At 45.2% G+C, this 17,944-nt stretch carries 19 protein-coding genes; 15 read left to right on the forward strand and 4 right to left on the reverse strand.

The annotated features are described in order from the left end of the window. Positions 1–65: 65 nt before the first annotated feature. On the reverse strand, positions 66–266 hold the full coding sequence (locus M1D69_RS04285) for a hypothetical protein (protein ID WP_458104459.1): 201 nt from the start codon (positions 264–266) through the stop codon (positions 66–68). A gap of 469 nt (positions 267–735) precedes the next feature. Between M1D69_RS04285 and M1D69_RS04290 the strand changes: the two genes are divergently transcribed. From M1D69_RS04290 to azoRB, 8 genes are all read left to right on the forward strand, one after another. Then, a complete protein-coding gene (locus M1D69_RS04290; protein ID WP_106019561.1) occupies positions 736–1,530 on the forward strand; it encodes an SDR family NAD(P)-dependent oxidoreductase in 795 nt (264 codons plus the stop codon). Positions 1,531–1,644: 114 nt separating this feature from the next. Then, positions 1,645–2,199, forward strand: a complete 555-nt coding sequence (locus M1D69_RS04295) for a TetR/AcrR family transcriptional regulator (RefSeq protein WP_263870735.1) — start codon at positions 1,645–1,647, stop codon at positions 2,197–2,199. 15 nt (positions 2,200–2,214) lie between these two features. Then, positions 2,215–2,568, forward strand: a complete 354-nt coding sequence (locus tag M1D69_RS04300; RefSeq protein ID WP_059292545.1) for a DMT family transporter — start codon at positions 2,215–2,217, stop codon at positions 2,566–2,568. Position 2,569: 1 nt separating this feature from the next. Next, the gene (locus M1D69_RS04305) at positions 2,570–2,959 is read left to right on the forward strand and encodes a YvaD family protein (RefSeq protein WP_256766401.1); all 390 of its coding nucleotides are present in this window, start codon (positions 2,570–2,572) and stop codon (positions 2,957–2,959) included. Between the two features lie 94 nt (positions 2,960–3,053). Further along, positions 3,054–4,001, forward strand: a complete 948-nt coding sequence (locus tag M1D69_RS04310) for an EamA family transporter (RefSeq protein WP_458104458.1) — start codon at positions 3,054–3,056, stop codon at positions 3,999–4,001. A 6-nt stretch (positions 4,002–4,007) separates the two neighbouring features. Continuing rightward, positions 4,008–4,664: a GntR family transcriptional regulator gene (locus M1D69_RS04315; protein ID WP_059334899.1), complete on the forward strand. Its 657-nt coding sequence runs from the start codon at positions 4,008–4,010 to the stop codon at positions 4,662–4,664. 135 nt (positions 4,665–4,799) lie between these two features. Continuing rightward, entirely contained in the window at positions 4,800–6,698 is a 1,899-nt protein-coding gene (locus M1D69_RS04320) for an FUSC family protein (RefSeq protein ID WP_458104457.1), read from the forward strand. A gap of 161 nt (positions 6,699–6,859) precedes the next feature. Beyond that, positions 6,860–7,486 carry an FMN-dependent NADH-azoreductase AzoRB gene (azoRB, locus tag M1D69_RS04325; protein ID WP_458104456.1) on the forward strand — a complete coding sequence of 209 codons (627 nt, stop codon included), beginning with the start codon at positions 6,860–6,862 and terminating at the stop codon, positions 7,484–7,486. Positions 7,487–7,520: 34 nt separating this feature from the next. Here the strand turns inward: azoRB and M1D69_RS04330 are convergent, their stop codons facing one another. After that, positions 7,521–8,567 carry an oxidoreductase gene (locus M1D69_RS04330; protein WP_458104455.1) on the reverse strand — a complete coding sequence of 349 codons (1,047 nt, stop codon included), beginning with the start codon at positions 8,565–8,567 and terminating at the stop codon, positions 7,521–7,523. 157 nt (positions 8,568–8,724) lie between these two features. Here M1D69_RS04330 and csoR point away from each other — a divergent pair, with 157 nt between their 5' ends. The 7 genes from csoR (at position 8,725) to M1D69_RS04365 (ending at position 16,112) form a co-directional block, all read left to right on the forward strand. Next, the gene (gene csoR / locus M1D69_RS04335) at positions 8,725–9,027 is read left to right on the forward strand and encodes a copper-sensing transcriptional repressor CsoR (RefSeq protein WP_024122845.1); all 303 of its coding nucleotides are present in this window, start codon (positions 8,725–8,727) and stop codon (positions 9,025–9,027) included. A gap of 75 nt (positions 9,028–9,102) precedes the next feature. Beyond that, positions 9,103–9,312: a copper chaperone CopZ gene (gene copZ / locus M1D69_RS04340; RefSeq protein ID WP_024122844.1), complete on the forward strand. Its 210-nt coding sequence runs from the start codon at positions 9,103–9,105 to the stop codon at positions 9,310–9,312. A gap of 83 nt (positions 9,313–9,395) precedes the next feature. Further along, entirely contained in the window at positions 9,396–11,807 is a 2,412-nt protein-coding gene (copA, locus tag M1D69_RS04345; protein WP_458104454.1) for a copper-exporting P-type ATPase CopA, read from the forward strand. A gap of 167 nt (positions 11,808–11,974) precedes the next feature. Further along, entirely contained in the window at positions 11,975–14,086 is a 2,112-nt protein-coding gene (locus M1D69_RS04350) for a heavy metal translocating P-type ATPase (RefSeq protein ID WP_458104453.1), read from the forward strand. Between the two features lie 118 nt (positions 14,087–14,204). Further along, the gene (locus tag M1D69_RS04355; protein ID WP_059292554.1) at positions 14,205–14,873 is read left to right on the forward strand and encodes a DsbA family protein; all 669 of its coding nucleotides are present in this window, start codon (positions 14,205–14,207) and stop codon (positions 14,871–14,873) included. A 5-nt stretch (positions 14,874–14,878) separates the two neighbouring features. Beyond that, positions 14,879–15,295, forward strand: a complete 417-nt coding sequence (locus M1D69_RS04360; protein WP_024122840.1) for a disulfide oxidoreductase — start codon at positions 14,879–14,881, stop codon at positions 15,293–15,295. A gap of 205 nt (positions 15,296–15,500) precedes the next feature. Beyond that, entirely contained in the window at positions 15,501–16,112 is a 612-nt protein-coding gene (locus M1D69_RS04365; RefSeq protein ID WP_010331875.1) for a trimeric intracellular cation channel family protein, read from the forward strand. 63 nt (positions 16,113–16,175) lie between these two features. Here M1D69_RS04365 and M1D69_RS04370 read toward each other — a convergent pair. Both M1D69_RS04370 and M1D69_RS04375 read right to left on the reverse strand, forming a co-directional pair. Beyond that, positions 16,176–17,326, reverse strand: a protein-coding gene (locus M1D69_RS04370) for an IS3 family transposase (RefSeq protein WP_439024324.1) whose coding sequence is annotated in 2 segments (ribosomal slippage) — positions 16,176–17,053 and positions 17,053–17,326 — 1,152 coding nt in all. Because the reading frame shifts where the segments join, the coding sequence is not laid out codon by codon here. Between the two features lie 176 nt (positions 17,327–17,502). Further along, positions 17,503–17,937 (reverse strand): hypothetical protein, encoded by a 435-nt coding sequence (locus M1D69_RS04375; protein ID WP_024122837.1) that lies wholly within the window; start codon positions 17,935–17,937, stop codon positions 17,503–17,505. Between the last annotated feature and the right edge of the window lie 7 nt (positions 17,938–17,944).

Below are 17,944 nucleotides of genomic sequence, written 5' to 3' on the forward strand. Positions count from 1 at the left end.
AAGGAACATACATTTTTCAAAAGAAGGGTTTTAATCATAATAAGTCAAATATCGACAGAAGATTGTTACCACAAATGCAAAGCAAGAAACGAAAACGCCCATGCCAATATGCCGAACATTACAAAGAACCTAAGAAAAGTTTCATATCTTGTAAGTCTTCGTTCTCTTTTTGTTTTACCTAATCTCCAATAAAGGGCGTAGCCGGAGAACAATAAAATGATTTGTCCAAATTGCGACACAGATTCTATAAATTCTATACCTTTCATTGATTTTCACCTCGTTTATTTATGAGAAAAAAATAAAGCAGACTTGCAGAGAGTCTACTTACCGCTTATCCAAAGTACCCATTTTCTTCGGTTTAAAAATCGCTTGAGGGTGAAATGGCTTGCACGTCGGTTAATAAAGTAAGGCTTAATGCTATTGGTTAAATGCCCTATCCTTATTCGCCCATTTACCCATCACATATTAGTTTTATTATCGCAAATGGAAAGGGAAGTTCCAATACTTACGTGAAATTAGTAATTTGTAATATGTCTAATGGTATAAAGGAATGTCGTTTCCCTTATCCAGCAGAACCTTTTACAGGTTCTGCTTTATTTTTTTCGTATAACAGGCACCAAAAAGTGCGTACTTCCATTTGAATCCCAGCTGTTTCATACTGGTTTTACAGCAGATGTTTTACCAATCGCATTTCTGTTAATAAATAAGAGGAAACAAAAACGGAGGGATGAACGAATGAAGCTGAATTTACATGGGAAAACCGCACTGGTGACCGGCTCAACGTCGGGGATCGGCAAAGCGATTGCCGCTTCGTTAGCGGAAGAAGGCGCGGCGGTTATCATTAACGGACGCCGGGAAGAAAAAGTGAATCAGACGATAGACGATTTGAAAACACAGCATGCAGAGGCTGTGTTTTATCCGGCCGCATTTGATCTTGGAACCGAAGAAGGCTGCAATGACCTGTTTCAGGCATATCCGCAGGTTGATATTTTGGTCAATAATTTAGGGATTTTTGAGCCGGCGGAGTATTTTGATATTCCCGATGATGAGTGGTTCCGATTTTTTGAAGTGAATATTATGAGCGGTGTGAGGCTCACACGCAAGTATTTACACAAAATGATAGAGAAGAAAGAAGGCCGGGTGATTTTTATTGCCAGTGAAGCGGCAATCATGCCTTCTCAGGAAATGGCCCATTACAGCGCGACGAAAACGATGCAGCTTTCCATTTCCCGCAGCTTGGCGGAGCTGGCAACCGGCACAAATGTAACGGTAAATACAGTCATGCCGGGTTCAACCTTAACAGAGGGAGTGGAAACAATGCTGAACTCTCTTTATCCTGGTGAAAACCTGACTGTTCAAGAAGCTGAGACCCGTTTTATGAAGGAAAACCGTCCGACTTCAATTATCCAAAGGCTGATCCGGCCGGAAGAAATCGCTCACTTTGTTACATTCCTAAGCAGCCCGCTGTCTTCCGCGATTAATGGCGCGGCACTTCGGGCGGACGGCGGCTTGGTCCGCAGCGTCTTTTAGAAAACCTCTCCCTCTGGGAAGAGGTTTTTTTTATTGTATTGATTTCCAGAACCTGCTGTCGTATAATTTCGGTACCGAAAAAGTTTTTATAGTACCGAAAGCGAGGTGATTGAATTGGAAAAAAGAATATTGGCGGAAACCATTCGCCTGATCAGACAGAAAGGTTTTTCATTTACAATGAACGATCTGGCGGGAGCGCTTGGAACAAGCAAGCGGACGCTTTATGCGCATTACCCGTCGAAAGATCAGCTTGCGGAGGCCGTCGTGGCGCAGTTTATCACGGAAATGAAGCAAATGGAAAAAAGCATCTATGAAGATGAGACCTTAGATGCGCTTGAAAAGGTGAAGCAAATGCTGATCGGTCTTCCAAAGGAAATGGAATTGCTGAATATGGGTTTATTACAAGAACTCAAGAAATCCCATTACGATGCGTGGCTCAAATTAGACACGTTTATGAAGGAAGAATGGTCAGTTGTTATTGGATTGTTAAACGAGTGCAAGGAGCAAAAGAAGATCAGAAACATCAACATTGATTTATTGGTTCAAATGTATATAGGAAGCATCAACCAAGTGTATGATCCTGATTATCCGCTCAAACATCAGTACACGACAGGAGAGGTTCTTGAATCAATTGTAGATGTATTATGTAACGGCATAACAGAAAAATGAGGAGGCTGGTGGCGCATGCAATGGATGTTTTTATGTTTGGCCATATTATTTGAAGTTGCCGGAACGGTCAGTATGAAGCTTTCAGCGGGTTTTACAAGGCTTCTGCCGAGTGTGCTATTGATGTTTTTTTATGGCGGGAGTCTTTTCTTTCTGACGCTTACGCTCAAATCTATCGATGTATCTGTTGCTTACGCTGTCTGGTCGGGGATGGGCATTGTCCTGATCACAGTTGTCGGGTTTTTGTATTTTCAAGAGAATATAAGTGTCATGAAACTGATTTCAATCGGGCTGATTATTGCCGGTGTTGTGTCTTTAAACCTGATCGATCAAGGGGCGGAGTCTCAAACGGTACATAAAAGTGAGCAGTAATATGAGAATGATGAAACTGTTCTTTCTCGTGACGGATATCGGTTTTATATTGTACTGGCTGTCTGCCGGGTTTTCATTAATGCCGGAAAGCTGGGCCTTTAAACATTATCAAGATCCGTTTATGATCGCCTGGAATTGGTCCTTTTTTCCCTTGGATATTTTAATCTCCATTACTGGTTTGTACAGCTTGTATTTGCAGCGCGTCAAAAGAGCAATATGGAGGCAGGTGGCGCTGATTTCTCTTGTGCTGACCTTCTGTTCAGGCCTTCAGGCTTTATCATTCTGGACATTTAGCGGGGATTTTGATCTTGCATGGTGGCTGTTTAATGGATACCTTTTGATTTATCCTTTATTTTTTATTCACAGACTTTTATCTAAGCAGTGCGAGTAGCACTGTTTTTATTTTTCGAAAACACTTTGTTCTCAGAAAAGTAAAACGATATAATATGTAATATATTGCATATTACAAGTCAGGAGGATATACGTTGGCGACTCAGAAACAACGGTTGTACGGCTTTTTAATGGTGATTGTCGGAGCTGCTTTTTGGGGATTATCGGGAACGGTTGCCCAGCATTTATTTGAAACGAGTGATGTGTCGGTGGAATGGCTTGTAACGGTGCGTTTACTGTTATCAGGCCTGTTGGTGCTGATTATTGTGTCCGCCGGTAAAAACAGGAGGGCAGTTTGGGGCATATGGAAAGATAAAAAAGCGGCTGTCCAGCTTATTGTTTTCGGGATTGCCGGCATGCTGGGTGTTCAGTATACGTTTTTAGCTTCAATCGGAACCGGAAACGCAGCGGTGGCCACACTGCTTCAATACTTAGCGCCTGTTCTGATTATGCTGTATTTGCTTCTGACACGAAAGAATTCATTTCAGTTTTCCGATTTTTTGGGGCTATTATTGGCTTTAACAGGCACTTTTTTGCTGCTGACGAATGGAAACTTCAGCAATTTAACAGTTTCTCCTTTATCTGTTGTATGGGGGCTTCTTTCTGCTGGCGCACTTGCCTTTTATACACTGTATTCCAGTTCTCTTTTGAAAACATGGGGGTCGGCTCTCGTCATTGGCTGGGGGATGCTGATCGGGGGCGTCGGCATGAGTTTTATTCATCCGCCTTGGGCTGTACAGGCAGAAGGCTGGACGGTTTCTGGAATTGTATCGGTCGCTTTTATTGTTATTTTCGGAACGTTATTAGGATTCTGCATGTACCTAGAAAGTTTGAAATATTTATTCCCGCAAGAAGCGAGCATGCTGGGATGCACTGAGCCGGTTGCCGCAGTCGCGTCTTCAATTCTTTGGCTTGGCGTTTCCTTTGGGTTGTTTCAAGCGGCAGGAGCGGCATGCATTTTAGTCATGATTTTTGTCCTTTCACAGAAGAAAAGTGCCGGCAAAACGGCAGCATTAAAAAACCAAACCCATATTCAGAGGTGATGCTTTGTGCCGATACCGTCAAATGCCCCGAAGCCGAAACGGCAGACTGCCAAAAAGCTTGCTTTTGAGCAAATTCAAAAATGGATCGTGGAAGGAGTGCTTGTGCCCGGAGAAAAATTGAATGACGATGCGTTGGCCAAAGCGCTTGGCGTCAGCAGAACACCGGTCAGAGAGGCTTTGCAATTATTAGAGATGCAGGGGTTTGTTGAAATGTCTCCGGGGAAAGAAACAAGAATTTCACAGATTGAAAAAAATGATGTTTTCAAAGTCTATCCGCCGATGGCGTCTCTCCAGTCCGCCGCTGCCGAATTGGCAATTGAAAACATTCAATCGTCTCATATAGAGCAGCTGACAGCCATCAATCACGAAATGAAAGCGGCAATTGACCGAAACGAAATCTATGAAGTGCTTGGCATTGATAAAGCGTTTCATGATGTGATCATTGAGGCGGCTGATAATGAATATATCCGCAATTTTACCTCAGTTCTTCACATGCATATTCTTCGGCTTGAGTACCTTTTTTTCAAGTCTCCGCAGAATTCTATTGAAGAACATAACCAAATCATTCAGGCATATAAGGAGAAAGACCGGAAAAAGGCGGCTGAGCTGACATACAGCAACTGGATCAAACCAATGCATGACATTGCGAAAAAACTTGTGTAATGAAGGCAGAGAAGATATGTCTCTGTCTTTTTTGATGAGGGCATATCCAATGAGAAGATGAGTCTGTTTCTGGGCATACTATGGCGAATAAACGGGAAGAGACCAACATCATGTCGTAGAAGAGGGTTATGTAATATGAACAAGTCTTCTGATCAAAATCGAAGAACAGTGCCAAGTGTTGTCAAGGATGCCTTTCGCATTCATGCAACCCCTTTCCCATGGAAAAAGGCAATCGGGTCAGGCATCGCTTCAGGATTTCCTGTGTTTGTCGGCGTATTGTCGGGACACACGGATTTCGGTTTGACCGCTAGCATCGGCGGCTTTGTTTTTTTATATGCAGGCGGGGAATCGTATACGAAACGTATTCTGAAGCTGCTGTTCGTTTCATTGGGGATCGCCGCATCGTTTGGATTAGGGACGCTTTTGGCAGGGACTTTCTGGAGCATGGCGGCTGTTTTGGGGCTTATCGGGGCAGCTGCAATGTTTATTTTTAGCGCGCTTGGGATACAAGGGCCGGCACCGATGTTTTTTGTCCTTGCCTTTTTGGTGAGCTCGGGTTTGCCGGCAGATCCTTCAGAAGCTCCGTTCAGAGCGGGACTGACATTTGCCGGCGGGCTTTTCGCCACAGGAATCGCCTTGATTGGCTGGATCAATAACAGGCATGGACCGGAAAACACAGTGCTGAAAAGAACATACCGCCAGCTTGCATCCTGCCTTTCTGATGTCGGAACTCCTGATTTTCATAACGCGCAGCATCAGACCGTGCTGATGCTGAGAACAGCCCGTCAAACAGTGCTCGGCAAAGGGAATAGATGGAGAAAATCGCCTCATGATGAACGTTTTATCCGCTTGCTGGAAAAAGCGGATGATCTCTTCATCTCGATCATTCATTTTTCTGCCGAAACACCAAACGCAGATAAGGCGCAGATCGCAAAGGCACTTCGCCAAACTGCCGACATGCTGGGGCAATCTCGTGTTTCCGATGCGTTTCCTATTCAGGAGGATGAAGCGGAGCCAGCCCGGAAGCTGTATGAAGAAATCAACGAGGTGTTGAGTATCGCTTCAGGGCGGAATGATGATCCATCGGACGCGGAGCCAAGCCGGCTGCCATCCTCCTATTACTTTCTGAGAAATGCTTTTGACTGGGAGTCACCTGTTTTGATTCGGGCATTAAAGTATGGGATTGTGCTGTTTGCGGCGGCTTTGTTTGCCAATGTCTTCGGTTTTCACCGTTCTTACTGGATTCCGCTCTCGGCAGCGGCGGTGATGCTGGGCACGACTGTTGTCTTTACGCTGCAAAGAGCCATTCAGCGTTCGGCAGGAACCGTAATTGGCGTGATGCTGGCAGGAGCGATCCTGTTCTTTAAGCCATCCGGCGTGTATATCGCTTTATGCATCACAATGCTTCAATTCCTTCTTGAAATGCTGATTGTCCGCAATTATGCTTTGGCCGTTCCTTTTCTGACCGCAAACGCGCTTGTCATCACAGAAAGCATGCATGGCGGCTTGGGGGCCGGTTATTTTATAGCGGCGAGGCTGACCGATGTGGCTGTCGGCAGCACAATTGGCCTTTTGGGAACGATGCTTTTGTGGAGACGTTTTTCAGCAAAACGCCTGCCTGAATACATGAGGGAAGTGATCAGGCTGGAAGGGCAGTTTATGGAGAAACTGTTAGCCGGACAGCAAATAGATGGACATCAGCTTAGAGTGGGCTTAGTCAGGCTTCGGGATGCATATGATAAAGCACTTGGAGATTTTCCAAAAGCGAAAGCGGATACGCTGTGGCCGGCGATCTCTGGAGTACAGCACGTAGGTTATTATTTGCTCTCGGCTCAAGCCCATCACCGCCCGCCCTCTCCGGTTTCTGAAGAAGAAATAAACCATTTGAGAGCGTTTTTTGAACAGGCTGAGCAATCAGTATTGATGAAAATGCCGCCCGCTGTTATAGAAGTGCCGCGTTTTCCGTATTATCCGCGAATCAGCGGGGAGCTCTACACATTGTATACAGGTTTGCGAACAGCTTATGAAAAGTAAGCTGTTCGTACGGGTTTTTAAAAAATCTTTAATTCGAGATATTTTACTTGAAAGCAATTTTTATTGCACCTATAATAAGGTTTAAGAGATAAAGAATAATCATGACGCGTCTGAATGATAATAACGGATGTGTAATTTTAAAATTGAAAGGGCTGGTAAAAATGGCAAAAGTACTGTATATCACTGCTCACCCGCATGATGAAGCGACTTCTTACAGCATGGCAACCGGTAAAGCGTTCATCGAATCATACAAAGAAGCAAATCCAAATGATGAAGTTGTACATATCGACTTGTACAAAGAAAACATTCCTCACATTGATGCTGATGTATTCAGCGGCTGGGGCAAGCTCCAGTCCGGCGATGCACTTTCTGAAAACGAAAAAGCGAAAGTGGGCCGTTTAGGAGAGCTTAGCGATCAATTTGCATCTGCTAATAAATATGTGTTCGTCACACCATTATGGAACTTCTCATTCCCGCCGGTGATGAAAGCGTACCTTGATTCAGTTGCAGTAGCAGGGAAATCTTTTAAATATACTGAACAAGGTCCTATCGGCTTGTTAACTGATAAAAAAGCGGTTCACATTCAAGCGCGCGGCGGCTATTATTCAGAAGGCCCTGCGGCTGAAATGGAAATGGGCCACCGTTACATTGGCATCATGATGAACTTCTTCGGCGTTCCATCCTTCGATGGCATTTTCGTAGAGGGTCATAATGCAGAGCCTGACAAAGCACAGCAAATCAAAGAAGATGCGATTGCCCGCGCAAAAGAAGCAGGAAAAACATTCTAATGAAAAAGCCTCCCCGTATAAAGGGAGGCTTTATTTATTGTTCTAACGAAATGGTCCGTTTCTCTTCACTGCTTTTCACAGCCGCTTCAATGATCCGGATGACATCAATTCCCTCTTCAGCTGTGACAGGCAGCGGCGCGCGTTCGCGTATACTGTCCGCTATTTTGCGGTAATAGGTAAGGTAAGAGCCGTTAACTGATGGAATGATTTCTGTTTTTTTGTTCTCGCCATGAACAGTTGTCAGCTGACCGTAAGACTCGGGATCATCCGCACCCCAGCTGTCATCCTCCGGTTTTTTCCCGGCTCTGAGGGCATCCTCCTGTCCGTCAATCCCGTATTTGATAAAGCTTGATTGCTGTCCGTGAATTTGATAACGCGGCCCGTTTGCCGGGGCGATTGATCCGCCATATAGAATGGCTTGGAGCTTGCCGTAATCCATTGTCAGATGAAAATAATCAACGGTTTCAGCATGTTCTCTTTGAGCCATGACTTTTGCGGTTACAGTTTTAGGCATTCCGAATAAATGCAGTGCCTGGTCTATGATATGAGAGCCGAGATCATACAGCGTACCGGTGGCAGCCCCTTCTTTTTCCCGCCATTTTGCTTGAACATCAGGTTTGTATCTGTCATAGGAGACCTGATATGTATTGATATCTTGTAGAGACCCGTCATCAATGAGTTTCTTAATTGTTAAAAAGTCATTATCCCATCGCCTGTTATGGTATACGCTTAACAAGACGCCTCGTTCGTCGGCCGCTTTTTTTAATTTCTCCCCTTCTTCAGCAGTGGCTGTCATCGGTTTTTCAATAACGACATGTTTGCCCGCCTGAATGCATGCCAATGCGTGCTCGTAGTGGAGGCCGCTCGGAGTGGTGACGATGACAAGCTCAATTGCCGGATCATTTGTCATCTCCTCAAGCTCATGCACTACTTCGGCATCAGGGAAATCACGCTTCACCTCTTCCGTTCGCGATGTCATCACCTTGCTGATATGATACTCGTCCAGAACGGCAAGCAGCGGCGCGTGAAAGACCGAGCCTGACAGTCCGTACCCTAATATCCCTACCTGTATCGTATTCACTTTTCTTCTCCCCTTTTAAAAGTGCATTGATAAAGGTATATACCCTTATCTTTAAATGGTAAAACCTGCATAGTGATTTTTTTTGCCGCCGCTAGCTTAGACAACGGTTTGGACAATCAGTATAATGGGAATTAATATATGAAACAGAGGTGTGCGCATGGAGAAACATAATGAACATAAAGCATTAAATCATAAAAGCTCGAAAGAAAAGGATCAAATTACAAACCGATTGAAACGGATAGAAGGCCAGGTCAGAGGCATTCAAAATATGGTGGAAAACGATCGATATTGTGTTGACATTCTTGTGCAGATTTCAGCTGTTCAGGCGGCAATGCAAAAAGTGGCTCTCCACTTGCTTGAAGATCACGCCCATCATTGCGTAGCAGACGCCATCAAAAGCGGAGACGGGGACCAAGCCATTTCTGAGCTATTAGACGTATTTAAAAAATTAGCGAAATAATCATATTTTATTATTGTGATACCCTACGGGGGTATGGTAGGATGAAAACAGATCGAGTAAACAGGAGGAATTCATATGGAACAAAAAACATTGCAAGTTGAAGGCATGTCTTGTCAGCACTGCGTCAAAGCAGTTGAAACGAGTGTGGGAGAACTGGACGGAGTTAGTGCTGTTCATGTCAATCTTGAAGCGGGGAAAGTTGATGTCACGTTTGATGCCGGCAAAGTGTCAGTCAAAGACATTGCGGATGCGATAGAAGACCAAGGCTATGATGTAGCCAACTGATTCACGGTATCGCGCCTTCATCAAGGCGCGATATTTCTTTCATTTTTATATACCCCCAGGGTGTATATAAAGGAGTGAGTGTATTGAGTGAGCAAAAGGAAATTGCGATGCAAGTATCTGGTATGACTTGTGCGGCGTGTGCCGCCAGAATTGAAAAAGGCCTGAAGCGGATGCCTGGTGTCACGGATGCCAATGTGAATCTGGCGGCGGAAACGTCAAATGTCACCTATGACCCTGCTGAAACAGGGACAGAAGCAATCCAAGAAAAAATAGAAAAACTGGGTTATCACGTTGTAACGGAAAAAGCTGAGTTTGATATCGAGGGCATGACCTGTGCGGCATGCGCCAATCGGATTGAAAAGCGGCTTAGCAAATTAGAAGGCGTTACAAATGCTCCGGTGAACTTTGCTTTAGAAACTGTGACAGTTGAATACAACCCAAAAGAAGCGGCTGTCAGCGATTTTAAAGAAGCCGTTGATAAGCTCGGATATCAACTTAAGCTGAAAGGCGATGAGGATGGCGAAGCCGCTGCTTCCAAAAAGAAAGAAGAACGGCAGCAAACAGCGAGACTTATCTTTTCAGCTATTCTGTCATTTCCTTTGCTGTGGGCGATGGTGAGCCATTTTACATTTACTTCGTTCATTTGGGTGCCGGATTTATTTCTCAATCCGTGGATGCAATTTGCCCTTGCGACTCCCGTGCAGTTTTTGATCGGCTGGCCGTTTTACGTCGGCGCATATAAGGCGCTCAGAAATAAAAGCGCCAATATGGATGTATTGGTTGCACTCGGAACAACGGCTGCTTATGCTTACAGTCTTTATCTTACGATTCGAAGCCTCGGTTCCCATGGGCATACTGACGGTCTTTACTATGAAACAAGCGCGATATTGCTGACGCTCATATTGTTAGGAAAGCTGTTTGAAACGAAGGCGAAAGGGCGCTCATCAGATGCCATTAAAAAGCTCATGAAGCTGCAAGCCAAAACAGCGGCGGTCGTAAGAGACGGACAGGAGCAAATCATCCCGATAGATGAAGTGGCTGTTGGTGATGTTGTTCATGTCAAACCAGGCGAACGAATTCCTGTCGATGGAGAGGTGCTCGAAGGCCGCTCGGCTGTAGATGAATCCATGATCACAGGAGAAAGTCTTCCCGTTGACAAATCTCCCGGTGACAGCGTGACAGGAGCGACTGTGAACGCAAACGGTTTCCTGAAAATCAAGGCTGTTAACGTCGGGAAAGAAACAGCGCTTTCTCATATCATCAAAATCGTGGAGGAAGCACAAGGGTCAAAAGCGCCGATCCAGCGTCTCGCCGACCAGATCTCCGGCATTTTTGTGCCGATTGTATTGGGGATCGCCGTCCTCACGTTCCTTATTTGGTATCTTTGGGCGTCTCCAGGTGATTTTGCTGAAGCGATCAGCAAGTTTATTGCTGTTCTCGTCATCGCCTGTCCATGTGCCCTGGGTCTTGCCACCCCGACAAGCATTATGGCAGGATCCGGACGGGCGGCTGAATTCGGCATTCTATTTAAAGGCGGAGAGCATTTAGAAAAAACACACCGCCTTGATACCATTGTTCTCGATAAAACCGGAACAGTGACAAACGGAAAGCCGAAGCTGACTGATGCCATTCCGGCCGATGGCTTTGAAGAAACAGAGCTGCTCCGGTTCGCAGCAGCAGCTGAGACGGGCTCGGAACACCCGCTCGGCGAAGCGATCGTTGCCGGTGTGAAAGATAAAGGGCTGGAGATACCGAAGCTCACGCATTTTGTAGCGAAAGTAGGCGCTGGTATTTCAGCCGAAGCCGGAGGCAAAACGATACTCGTCGGCACAAGACGGTTAATGGAGAGCGAACGGATTGAGCATGAGGCTTTTCTTCCTCGGATGGAGGAGCTTGAAGGAGAAGGAAAAACGGTGATGCTCGTGTCCATTGATGGAGCAGCAGCGGGGCTTGTAGCGGTTGCCGACACGATAAAAGACACGTCGCGGGAGGCAGTCACCCGTCTGAAAGAGATGGGTCTGGATGTCATCATGATGACCGGGGACAATCGCAGAACGGCAGAGGCGATAGCGAAGGAAGCTGGAATTGACAGCGTCATTGCTGAGGTCCTTCCTGAGCAAAAGGCAGCGGAAATCTCACGCCTGCAAAAAGAAGGACGCCAGACGGCAATGGTCGGTGATGGAATCAACGATGCACCCGCGCTTGCCACAGCGGATATCGGCATGGCAATTGGAACAGGCACCGACATCGCGATGGAAACAGCGGACATAACGCTCATTCGCGGCGATCTGAACAGTATTGCGGACGCCATCCGTATGAGCAGACTTACGATGAAAAACATTAAACAAAACTTATTCTGGGCACTTGGCTATAACAGTCTCGGCATACCAGTCGCGGCCCTTGGATTTTTAGCGCCATGGATAGCGGGAGCGGCAATGGCTTTTAGCTCTGTATCTGTTGTTCTGAATGCGCTGCGTCTGCAAAAAGTAAAATAAAACCGGTGATTTGCCGGTTTTTATTTTTCATTGACACTTTCTTGGAAAACACCATATAATAGATGTAACTATTATATGAGTATATGCTCATATATGTAATTTTGATACTCACACTCATTCATATGCTTTGATGAGGGAATCCTAAATCGGAAGGTAAGGTGAGACAAATGAAACAAGTGAAGCGGGAATATGTTCTGGACGGTTTGGATTGCAGCAACTGCGCACAAAAAATCGAAAATGGCGTCAAAGGCATCAAAGGCGTTGATGGATGCGCGGTTAACTTTGCAGCAAGCACACTGACTGTCTCAGCCGATGGCAAAGAAGAACAATGGGTCACCAATAAGGTCGAGAAAAAAGTAAAATCAATTGATCCTCATGTAACAGTTCGTCCGAAACATAAAAAGAAATCAGCAGATGACGGTTATCGAAAAAGAATGATCAATATGCTGATCAGAATGGCAGCAGCGGTCCTTCTTGGAGCGGCGGCATATTTGATTCATGCCGGCCCAATGCTGGAATTTTTATTATTTTTCGCCGCCTACTTGATAATCGGAGGAGACATTGTCGTTCGAGCGGTCAAAAATATCAGCCGCGGACAAGTGTTTGATGAACATTTTTTAATGGCTCTTGCTACAATCGGCGCTTTTTTGATTCAGCAATACCCGGAAGGCGTTGCTGTGATGCTGTTTTATCAAATCGGCGAGCTGTTTCAAGGAACTGCGGTCAGCCGTTCTAGAAAATCGATCAGTGCATTAATGGATATCAGGCCGGATTACGCCAATATAAAAATAGGAGACGGCATCAAGACCGTTTCTCCGGAGGACGTGCAGACAGGAGATATCATTGTCGTCAACCCGGGAGAAAGCATACCGCTGGACGGAAAGGTTGTGCAGGGATCGGCGATGGTTGATACATCAGCGCTGACAGGAGAATCTGTCCCAAGAAAAGCGGCAGAAGGACAAGAAGTCATGTCCGGCTTTATCAATCAAAACGGCGTTCTGCATATCGAAGTAACAAAAGGCTATCAGGATTCCGCGGTATCCAAAATATTAGATTTGGTTCAAAATGCGAGCAGCCGCAAAGCGCGGACTGAAAACTTTATCACGAAGTTTGCCAAGTATTATACACCGGCTGTCGTCATTATCGCCGCCCTGCTGGCATTTGTCCCGCCGCTGTTTATTCCTGGCGCTTTACTTTCTGATTGGGTGTACCGCGCGCTTATTTTCTTAGTCATTTCATGCCCATGCGCCCTTGTTGTCTCCATTCCGCTCGGATTCTTCGGCGGAATCGGCGCAGCTTCGAAGGCCGGGGTGCTTGTGAAAGGAAGCAATTACTTAGAAGCCTTACATCAAGTCAAATACGCTGTGTTTGATAAAACAGGCACACTGACAAAAGGCAGCTTTGAAGTGACAGAGATCAAACCTGCGGAAGGTTTTTCGAAGGAGACGTTACTCGAAGCCGCGGCATACGCTGAGCTCCACTCTCAGCACCCGATTGCAGAATCTGTGCGAAAAGCATATGGAAAGCCGCATTCCCCGGACACAATCGAGTCATATGAGGAAATATCCGGGCACGGTATTTTCGCAAAGGTGAACGGAAAAGAAATCCTTGCGGGGAACAAGAAGCTGATGGAAAGAGAGCAGATTGAGAGCGTCCCGGATGAAAACGCCGGTACAATTGTTCACGTGGCTATTGATCAAAGCTATGCCGGGGCGATCATCATAGCAGATGAAGTAAAGGAAGACGCAAAACAAGCGATCGCAGATTTAAAATCGCTCGGTATCAAACAGACAGTCATGCTGACGGGCGATTCAAAACAGACAGGAGAAACAGTCGGAAAACAGCTCGGCCTCGACGAGGTTTATGCAGAGCTGCTGCCGGAGGATAAAGTGGAGCGGGTAGAAGCATTGGAATCGAAGTTGCTCCCGAATGAAAAACTCATTTTTGTCGGTGACGGAATTAATGACACTCCGGTGCTTGCACGAGCGGATATTGGAGCGGCGATGGGCGGACTCGGATCAGATGCAGCTGTAGAAGCCGCGGATGTTGTGCTGATGACAGATCAGCCGTCAAAAATAGCGGAAGCGATTCGGATTGCAAAACGGACTCGGCTAATCGTGTGGCAAAACATCGGATTTGCTTTAGGTGTTAAGGCCATTTTCCTCTTACTCGGAGCGTTTGGATTTGCGACCATGTGGGAGGCGGTTTTCTCAGATGTCGGTGTTACGCTTCTCGCTGTTGCAAACGCTATGCGCGTGATGCGCCTCAAAATGAGATAATTGTCGGAGAGAATTCACTATTTCGGGCTTTTCTTATAGACGGTTGTCTTGTTAAAATAAAGAAGTGGGTCAATTGAGATCCGCTTCTTTTTTAATTTTAAAACGATGAGGTGTCGGAGTGAAAAAGAAACAGCAGTCTTCTGCGAAATTCGCGGTCATCCTTACGGTTGTCGTTGTTGTCTTATTAGCAGCAATTGTCATCATTAATAACAAAACGGAGCAAGGCAACGAAGCAGTGTCAGGACAGCCGTCTATCAAAGGCCAGCCTGTGCTTGGCAAAGATGATGCACCGGTAACGGTAGTGGAATTCGGAGATTATAAATGTCCGTCTTGCAAGGTGTTTAACAGCGACATCTTCCCCAAAATCCAAAAAGACTTTATTGACAAGGGCGATGTGAAATTTTCTTTCGTGAACGTCATGTTCCATGGAAAAGGCTCAACGTTAGCGGCTCTTGCCTCAGAGGAAGTATGGAAAGAAGATCCTGATTCTTTCTGGGCATTTCATGAAAAGCTGTTTGACAAGCAGCCGGACACAGAACAGGAATGGGTAACGCCAGCGGTTCTCGGTGATATCGCAAAAAGCACAACAAAGGTAAACCCTGATACGCTGAAGGACAATCTTGATAAAGAAACATTTGCTTCTGCAGTGGAAAAGGATTCTGACCTTAATCATAAAATGAACATAAAAGCAACGCCTACGATTTACGTTAATGATAAAGTGATCAGTAATTTTTCGGATTATGAAGAAATTAAAGAAACGATAGAAAAAGAGCTGAAAGGGAAGTAAGCGCGATGAAAAATAGAATTGTTTTTTTATATGCTTCCTGGGTTGTTGCTCTTATCGCCATGCTGGGCAGCCTGTATTTCAGTGAAATCAGAAAGTTCATCCCGTGTGAACTGTGCTGGTACCAGCGTATTCTCATGTATCCGCTCGTTCTGATTTTAGGAATCGCCACCTTTCAGGGTGACACACGCGTGAAAAAGTATGTGCTGCCGATGGCGATTATCGGCGCATTTATTTCGATTATGCATTATCTGGAGCAAAAAGTGCCGGGCTTTAGCGGCATCAAGCCATGTGTAAGCGGTGTGCCTTGCTCGGGTCAATATATTAACTGGTTCGGTTTTGTAACCATTCCGTTTCTGGCCTTAATTGCTTTTATTTTGATCATCATTTTTATGTGCCTCCTCAAAGGCGAAAAATCTGAATAAGAAAAAAGCGCCCGCGGCAGGGCGCTTTTTTTTTACGGTGCACATGATAGGCACTGCCAGCGGCAAACTCATGCTGATCGGCGTTTACTGTTTTCCCTCTACATTTATCTTTTTTATCATAAAAATGTTATTGATTTTAAGCTGAAGCGGTTATAAAATCTAGAGGTCGTCAGAAAATTTAACAAATATAAAGGGAGTCATCAGAATGGCTTGGGAGCTGCTCAGTGTGATCGGCATCATTGCGTTTGCGGTCAGCGGCGCAATTGTTGCGATGGAAGAAGAATATGATATTTTAGGTGTTTATATATTAGGGATTGTCACAGCTTTTGGAGGAGGAGCGATCCGCAATTTGCTGATCGGAGTTCCGGTGTCAGCATTGTGGGAGCAGGGTGCGTACTTTCAAATCGCTCTGGTATCGATCACGATCGTTTTCTTGTTTCCGAAGCTGCTGCTGAAGCATTGGAACAAATGGGGAAATTTATCGGATGCGATCGGTCTTGCGGCTTTCGCTATTCAAGGCGCCCTGTACGCCGTCAAAATGGGGCATCCGCTTAGCGCCGTTATCGTGGCTGCGGTGCTGACGGGAAGCGGCGGAGGAATCATTCGCGACCTGCTTGCCGGGCGCAAGCCGCTCGTGCTGAAAGCGGAAATCTATGCGGTATGGGCGGCGCTCGGCGGTTTAATCGTCGGTTTGGGCTGGACCGGAAACTCGATCGGTTTATACGCGCTGTTTTTTGTGCTTGTCGTATGCCGCGTTTGTTCTTATATGTTTAATTGGAAGCTGCCAAACCGTTATTTTCGCTTAGATAGCCAGTAAATAAAAGAAACCTCATCCATGTGGGACTGACCCCCGTTTTTGAGACAGGGATCAAAACACCTTTTATACAGCCAATTGCCGATAGCTTATCGGTGATTGGCTGTTTAGTTTCGTTTGAATACGAATGTTGTTATAATAATAAATGTATTCTTTGACAGTGCGTTCTACGATGGCGGTCGTGGTTCGATCAATGCTGTTAAGATAGAACGTTTCAGACTTTAGTGAGGAATGAAACGATTCGATGGAGGCATTATCAGCGGGCGTCCCTTTGCGGGACATGCTCATGGTAATGCCTTTTGTGTTAACAGCTTTTTGATACTCGTAAGATGTATACACAGATCCTTGGTCACTATGTAACACGCAGTTCTCAGGCAGCGTTGGCAGCTGATCAAGTGTGTTTAAGACAAAGTCTGTGTCCTGCTTATCGCCAATCGTAAAAGCAATCACTTCTCCATTGTATAAATCTAATATACTGGAAAGATACAATTGTTTCTGTCCATAAGGCAAATATGTGATGTCCGTTACTAGTTTTTCAAGAGGGCGATCAGACTGAAAATTCCGATCCAACATATTATCGACCACGGCATATGGCTGCCCATTCTTCTTGCGCTTTTTCACCTTAACCCGGCACTGCCATTGATTTTTCTGCATAATACGCTGAACCGTTTTATGGTTGATACGCATTGTCTTTTTTAGTATGGCTGTGATTTTCCGATATCCATATCGATACTTGTGCTCTCGGCACAACGTGCCGATTTGTTTTTCAAAATAGCGCTTGGGATGATCTTTCGTCTGATTCTTCTTCCAACGATAATAAGACGCTCGAGAGATACCTAAATGAATACAGATATCCTGCACGGTCATTGTGCTGCGCAATCCTTCTACAAGTTCGACTGACGTTTCGCTATCAACTTCCTTTCCAATTCGTTGTACTTTTTTAGAACTTCATTTTGTTGTCTCAGATAACGATTCTCTGCCTGCAGTTTCTCTAAATCGGAAGCATACTCCGGCCCTTTTCCGTAAGTGTATTGCTTTCCAACAGGCTGTTCGAATCTATGTGTATCCCCAGCCTTATGCCATCTAACCCACGTCTTAATCTGTGTCTTATTCTTAATTTTTAATTTCTCCATGATCTCTTTCATAGGCACGCCTGCCAATCTCATTTCTACAGCCTTCTGTTTCACTTCAACCGGATAACTCACTCTTCTCCCCATAGAAAAAACACCTCCAAGTCTAATTTCGGCTAACAATCATCCGTTTTCAAACTTGAAGGTGTTTTTTATTTGTCTCATCTTATGGGGTCAGTCCCTGTCGGAGAGGTTTTTTTACTGCAGCCAGCTGGATCAAAGTCTTTTCAAATGCTGACCGCGCAGAGCAAAGCTGTTTGAAATTAATAAGTAGCCCAAAATGTATAGCTGATGGTCTTTTTTGTTCCTGTGTTAGTGAATTTGAATCTGTAATTTGTTTTGTAGCTTTTAGAAGCTTGTTTGTAACTTAAATTTGTAGAGCCTTTTTTCTTTGCATAAAAAGTTTTCACATTTTTCCAACCCTTATTTGTCTTTTGCTGCAGAGTTGCTGTAATTTTCCCGCTGCCTGATCCGTTTGCCGTAATGTTGGCCCAAGTTCCTTGCCCTGGATAATAAATATGAAAAGTTGGCGAGTAAGTATAGTTTTTAAATGAGCCCGAATGGTAATGAGTACTCCATATTTGACCTTTTTTAACCCAATCTTTAGCTTCCGCTTTGTTGTTTACTAGGTCAATAGCCGTAAAACTTGTTACGGCTACGACGAAAGCCAGCAACATCATATATAGCTTTTTCTTCACTGAGTAT

Source organism: Bacillus sp. PK3-037 (assembly GCF_054161355.1).

Excerpts from the sequence above, each read along its gene's own strand:
- M1D69_RS04320 (WP_458104457.1), top strand. The coding sequence starts at position 4,800 with ATGAACAAGTCTTCTGATCAAAATCGAAGAACAGTGCCAAGTGTTGTC.
- csoR (WP_024122845.1), top strand. The coding sequence starts at position 8,725 with ATGGAGAAACATAATGAACATAAAGCATTAAATCATAAAAGCTCGAAA.
- M1D69_RS04365 (WP_010331875.1), top strand. The coding sequence starts at position 15,501 with ATGGCTTGGGAGCTGCTCAGTGTGATCGGCATCATTGCGTTTGCGGTC.
- M1D69_RS04305 (WP_256766401.1), top strand. The coding sequence starts at position 2,570 with ATGAGAATGATGAAACTGTTCTTTCTCGTGACGGATATCGGTTTTATA.
- azoRB (WP_458104456.1), top strand. The coding sequence starts at position 6,860 with ATGGCAAAAGTACTGTATATCACTGCTCACCCGCATGATGAAGCGACT.
- M1D69_RS04360 (WP_024122840.1), top strand. The coding sequence starts at position 14,879 with ATGAAAAATAGAATTGTTTTTTTATATGCTTCCTGGGTTGTTGCTCTT.
- M1D69_RS04285 (WP_458104459.1), bottom strand. The coding sequence starts at position 266 with ATGAAAGGTATAGAATTTATAGAATCTGTGTCGCAATTTGGACAAATC.
- copZ (WP_024122844.1), top strand. The coding sequence starts at position 9,103 with ATGGAACAAAAAACATTGCAAGTTGAAGGCATGTCTTGTCAGCACTGC.
- M1D69_RS04350 (WP_458104453.1), top strand. The coding sequence starts at position 11,975 with ATGAAACAAGTGAAGCGGGAATATGTTCTGGACGGTTTGGATTGCAGC.
- M1D69_RS04290 (WP_106019561.1), top strand. The coding sequence starts at position 736 with ATGAAGCTGAATTTACATGGGAAAACCGCACTGGTGACCGGCTCAACG.
- M1D69_RS04300 (WP_059292545.1), top strand. The coding sequence starts at position 2,215 with ATGCAATGGATGTTTTTATGTTTGGCCATATTATTTGAAGTTGCCGGA.